We start from the raw sequence: 6,199 nt of genomic DNA on the forward strand, positions 1-6,199 counted from the left end.
CCGGCTCTTTTTTAGTTCAAGAGAAAGTTAAGAAAAGGTAAGACCTGACTAGAAAACTAGGAAAGATTTTAGAACTATGGTATATTAGTACCATCGATTAAAAAAGAAACCAGTAGGAGAGGGAATTTTATGAAGAAAAAATTCACAGGAATGTTAGTGCTAGCCTCAACTTTAGCATTAGCAGCTTGCTCAAATAATACAAATTCAGAAACAATTGCTAGTACAAAGTATGGTAATGTGACTAGAGAAGAATTTGTGAATGCAATGAAAGAAACCGTTGGGGAACAAACTTTACAACGTTTAGTCTTAACAAAAGTGTTAGAAGGAACAGTAGAAGATTCTAAAAAATTAAAAGAAGCTGCTGAACAAGAAGTTGCAAAATTAGTGACTCAATATGGTGGTGAAAGTGGAATGTTAGCCGCTTTAAAACAAAGCGGAATTACTTCAGTAGATGCGTATCGTCAAACAATTTACTTAAATAAATTAATGACAGCTGCTGTTAAAAAGGCTGCAGCATTTACAGACGAAGATATTAAAAAATACTACGATGAGTGGGAACCACAAATCAAAGTACAACATATTTTGATTGCGGCTAAAGCAACTGCTTCTGATGAAGAAAAAGCAGCCGCAAAAGCTAAAGCTGAAGAATTAATTCAAAAATTAAAAGATGGCGCTGATTTTTCTGAACTAGCGAAGGAAAACTCTGCCGATACAGGTACAGCTTCTAAAGGTGGAGAAATTGGACCATTCAAACGTTCAGATATGGTGAAAGAGTTCTCAGAAGCATCTTACAATTTGAAAAATGTAGGAGATATCACAGAAACTCCAGTCGAAACTCAATTTGGGTACCACATTATTAAGATGTTAGACAAAGGTGAGAAGAAATCATTTGATGAAGTGAAATCTAAAATGGAAGAAGAAATGCTACAAGCAAAATTAAAAGATACAGCATTCTTACATCAAACAATGGTGGATTTATTGAAAGCTGCTGACGTGAAGATTTCTGATGAAAGCTTAAAAAATGCATTGAAGACCTTCTTAGATGCGGGTGATTCAACAACTTCTTCTAAATAATCTGTATCTTTCGTTTTTTGTAAGGTACATTAAAGGAACTTTATTCCTCGAGGGGTTATTTGAAATAGCTTATCGAGGATTTTTTCCTATATTTGTGTTTTTAGTGTCTTTTCTGTCAAGAAGTGTCTTTATCTTGTAGATAACTGTTGACATATTAGAGATTAGCTGTATAATTCAATTTATAACGCGAGGAGATGGAAAGTAATCTTTGAGGCATTAGTAGAGAGCTTGGGGTTGGTGAAACCAAGTAGTGATAAGAAGATGAAAATGGCCATTGAGTGGACTTTTTGAGCTTTAGAAGTAAGGGAAGTACGGGGCGCCCGTTATAGCGACACGATTTCAAAGAAGAATCTATGGAATCGATTGAGGTTTATTCAGTGATGAATGAACAAATAAAGGTGGTAACACGGTATTGTTGAAATGATCGTCCTTTGTCCATTTTGGGCAGAGGATTTTTTATTGTGTTCGAAGGAATAAGGGGGAATGCTTGGATAATACAGCTTGATGGAAAAAAATAAAATACAATTATTGGAGGAAAAACAATGAAAATCAAACACTTATTTTTAACAGCAATTGCGGCGATTACATTAGCTGCATGTGGAAGTCAAACATCAAAAGAAGAAGTAAAGCAAGCTACTACTGAAGCAGCTCAAACTGTTAAAGTTGCAGTTGTTGGGAGTGCAGCTCATGAATTATGGGATTATGTTGCTGAAAAAGCGAAGAAAGAAAACATTAATATCGAAGTTGTAGAAATGAACGACTATGTTTTGCCAAATACAGCTTTAGAAGAAGGTTCTGTTCAAATGAATGCCTTCCAACACCGTGCTTACTTAGCGCAATGGAACAAAGATAAAGGGAGTGATTTAAAAGAAATCGGGACGACTTTCATCACACCTTTATACTATTTCTCAACGAAATATAAATCATTAAAAGATTTACCTGAAAAAGCAAAAGTTCTAGTTCCAAAAGAGGTAGCGATTCAAGGTCGTGCATTAGTGGCACTGCAAACTGAGGGATTAATTACGTTGAAAGAGGGCGTGGGGACAAAGGCTTCACTAGCAGATATCACAAGCAACCCTCGTAATTTAGAAATTATTGAGGCAGAATCTGCTCAAGCTCCGCAAATGTTACAAGACGTGGATGCAGCTTCTATCAATGGTTCAATGGCTCAAGATGCTGGATTGAAGATTGAAGATAACATCTTTACAGATGCAAACCACTTAGATACGATTCCAAAAGATCGTTACAATATCATCGTTGTAAATGGAAAAGATGCAGACAACCCAGTTTACAAAAAAATCGTTGAATTATATCAAACAGACGATGTCGCTAAAAAAATGGACGAAATTGGTCCAGGACAATATTTCCCAGTTTGGAAATCTGAAAAATAATCAAGTATAGAAAGAAGTAGCTTTGGGCTGCTTCTTTTTTTGTCTATATAGTATAAAAACTATAAACGAAAGTAGAGAGAGGGGTTTATTGTTCGTCAATTATGTACATTTATTTATTTTTAAAGATACTAAAAGGGATCAAAGGGATAGAATAACGAACAATAAAATAAAAATGTTTTAAAATAGTTCGATAATTATATTGTTTTTTGATTAAGTTTTCTGTATACTAAATTCATCACTCATTCTTTTATAAAGGGGTTCGAATTTTAATGGATAAGTTTTTTAAACTGAAAGAGAATGGCACGACTGTGACTACTGAGTTCTTGGCAGGGTTAACTACATTCTTCGCGATGTCATACATTATTTTTGTTAATCCGAACATTCTTAGTAAGACAGGGATGCCTTTCCAAGCGGTCTTCTTATCAACGATTATTGCAACAGTCGTCAGCACATTAGTGATGGGTCTTTTCGCAAACGTTCCTTACGCATTAGCACCAGGGATGGGGTTAAACGCGTTCTTTACATTTACAGTTGTATTCGGCCTTGGATTTACTTGGCAAGAAGCATTAGCAATGGTATTTATTTGTGGTTTATTCAACATTTTCATTACAGTAACAAAAGTACGTAAGATGATTATTAAAGCCATTCCGGTCAGTATGCAGCATGCCATCGGGGGTGGGATTGGGATTTTCATCGCTTATATTGGTTTAAAAAACGCTAACCTTTTAGAATTCCTTTCTGATTCAAATACGATTACTCAAGTAAACGGTGCTGCGTATAACGTCGCAACCGAAGCGTACAAAGGTGGCTTGTTCAGCGTGAATTCAAATGGTGGAATTGTTCCATCTCTTGTCAACTTCACCTCTCCAGGAGCACTTCTTGCAGTGATTGGTTTAATCATTACTGTGTTTTTATTATTGAAAAAAGTTCGTGGAGCCATCCTTATCGGGATTGTTTTAACAACACTTTTAGCGATTCCAATGGGCGTTGTTGATTTATCAAAAGTCAGCTTTGAAAGCAACTCGCTTGGAGCAGCTTTCAACGACTTAGGTACAACATTCATGGCCGCTTTTGGCTCAGAAGGAATCGTGAAACTCTTCTCTGATCCAGCGAGGTTACCATTAGTCTTAATGACAATTTTTGCATTCAGTTTATCCGATACATTTGACACGCTTGGAACCTTCATCGGTACAGGTCGTAAAACGGGTATCTTCTCTGAAGAAGACGAACGTCAACTTGAAAACGGATCTGGATTCTCTTCTAAGATGGATAAGGCTTTATTCGCAGATGCGATTGGGACTTCTATCGGGGCCATCTTTGGGACTTCAAACACTACAACCTATGTTGAAAGTGCAGCCGGAATCGGTGCAGGTGGACGTACTGGTTTAACAGCAGTCGTAACAGCAGGGCTTTTCTTATTATCAACCTTATTAGCACCTTTCGTGGGAATCGTTCCAGCAGAGGCAACGGCGCCAGCGTTAATTATCGTTGGGGTGATGATGCTTTCTTCATTCGCAGATGTGAAATGGGATGAATTGGACGAAGCGATCCCAGCATTCTTTGCCGGAATCTTTATGGCACTTTGCTACAGTATCTCTTACGGGATTGCAGCAGGATTCATCTTCTACTGCTTAGTGAAAGTTATTACTGGTAAATCAAAAGACATTCACCCAATTTTATGGGTCGCTACAGGATTATTCATCCTTAACTTCATTATCTTAGCTCTTTTATAAGAGTAAAAATCAGCTGATATTGAATCATTTTATTGAACTATGGCCGTAATAGGGCACCTAAGTATTTTTGCTTAGGTGCTTTTCCTTTTATTTCATGATAGGATAGAGGAGACAGAAAGGGAGTTGACTATGACAGAACAAACAACTGAAATTACTGCATACGAGCGTTCCGTAGCGCTTGTGAAGGCAGAACTCACTCAATATAAACCAAAACAAATCGATACGGTATTAGGTCTCTTACAAGATGGGAATACAGTACCGTTTATTGCACGTTATCGTAAAGACCAAACTGGTTCTTTAGATGAAGTGCAAATTCGTGAAATCGAAGAACGCCAACGTTATTTGGAAAACTTTGAAAAACGGAAAGAAGAAATTAGCCGTCTTATTGACGAACAAGGCAAACTCACACCAGAAATTACTGTTGCGTTAAGTAAGGCGACAACATTAACGGCTTTGGAAGATATTTATCGTCCGTATAAACAAAAACGCCGCACGAAGGCAACGATTGCTAAAGAAGCCGGACTAGAGCCGTTCGCATTATGGTTACTCATGACGACGAAGGATTCTGTAGAGGAAAAAGCAGCCACCTTTATGAATGAAGAAAAAGCGATTTTGACGGTCGAAGATGCGATTAACGGTGCCGTAGAAATTATTGCTGAATGGATTTCGGATGAAGCGAAATATCGTAAACAATTACGTCAATTTACGCAAAAGAACGGTGTCGTGAGGTCTGTCGTGAAGAAAGAAGAGCTCGACGAGAAGAAAGTCTACGAAATGTACTACGACTACGAAGAGCCTGTGAAATCCATCGTTCCTCACCGCGTGCTTGCTCTTAACCGTGCAGAAAAAGAAGACGTAGTGCGTGTGACGATTGAAGTCGATGTGACAAATCCTCTTACAAAGATTAAAGAAGAGAAAATCAAAAATCCTTCTTCAACGTCAGCTGCGATTGTTGAAGACGCAATTGAAGAAAGCTACAAACGATTCATCGGACCAGCGATTGAACGCGAAATCCGAAATGAATTAAGTGAAAAGGCGCAAACACAAGCCATCGCTATTTTCGGGGAGAACTTGAAGAATCTATTACTACAAGCACCAATGAAGGGCCAAGTGATCCTAGGCCTCGACCCAGCGTACCGTACAGGTTGTAAATTAGCGGTTATTGACGAAACAGGGAAAGTACTTGGTAAGTCTGTGATTTACCCTCACGTAGGAGCTTCAGAAGCCAAACGTGCTCAAGCAGGCGGACAATTCCGTCACATCGTGGAAAAATACGGAGTGACACTTGTGGCGATTGGAAATGGAACGGCTAGCCGTGAGTCTGAACAATTCGTGGCAGAACAATTACGACAAATCCCTCGTAAGGTTGTGTACACCATCGTCAGCGAAGCAGGGGCCTCTGTTTATTCTGCCAGTGATATCGCGCGTCAAGAATTCCCAGATTACCAAGTTGAAGAGCGTTCGGCAGTCAGCATCGCTCGTCGCTTGCAAGACCCACTAGCAGAACTCGTTAAAATCGATCCAAAATCCGTTGGAGTTGGACAATACCAACATGATGTGCCAGAAAAACAATTAGATGAGCAGTTAGACTTTGTCGTTGAAACAGCTGTGAACAAGGTTGGGGTAAATGTGAATACGGCTAGTGCCGCTCTCCTAGAGCATATTGCCGGATTAACGAAGACGACAGCGTCAAACGTGGTCGCTTTTCGTGACGAAAACGGCAAGTTCACAAACCGTACGCAATTGAAGAAAGTACCTCGCTTAGGACCGAAAGCTTACGAGCAAGCCGTTGGGTTCTTACGAATCATTGATGGAACGAACCCATTTGACGGTACTGACATTCACCCAGAGTCTTATGATGTCGCTAAATCCATTTTGAAAAAAGCCAATGCCGAAAAATTAGCGCTTGGTTCACCAGAGTTGGAAGAAGCTCTTAAAGGATTGAATACTAAAGCGTTGAAAGAAGAATTTGGTATCGGACAAGAAACGCTGGAATTAGTG

4 protein-coding genes and 1 other annotated feature are annotated in these 6,199 nt (G+C 39.0%); all 4 genes read left to right on the plus strand.

Features of this window, described 5'->3' with window-relative positions:
* The first annotated feature begins 129 nt into the window (after positions 1-129).
* Entirely contained in the window at positions 130-1,074 is a 945-nt protein-coding gene (locus ACO5V7_RS08660) for a peptidylprolyl isomerase (RefSeq protein WP_298650608.1), read from the plus strand.
* Between the two features lie 180 nt (positions 1,075-1,254).
* Positions 1,255-1,509, plus strand: a binding site (T-box leader).
* A gap of 107 nt (positions 1,510-1,616) precedes the next feature.
* Positions 1,617-2,465, plus strand: a complete 849-nt coding sequence (locus ACO5V7_RS08665; protein WP_485485860.1) for a MetQ/NlpA family ABC transporter substrate-binding protein — start codon at positions 1,617-1,619, stop codon at positions 2,463-2,465.
* Positions 2,466-2,734: 269 nt separating this feature from the next.
* Complete coding sequence (locus ACO5V7_RS08670; RefSeq protein WP_485485861.1) at positions 2,735-4,198, plus strand: NCS2 family permease; 1,464 nt, start codon at positions 2,735-2,737, stop codon at positions 4,196-4,198.
* 129 nt (positions 4,199-4,327) lie between these two features.
* The coding region (locus ACO5V7_RS08675) for a helix-hairpin-helix domain-containing protein (protein WP_485485862.1) at positions 4,328-6,199 on the plus strand (1,872 nt) is incomplete at its 3' end.

This window comes from Granulicatella sp. (assembly GCF_057274575.1).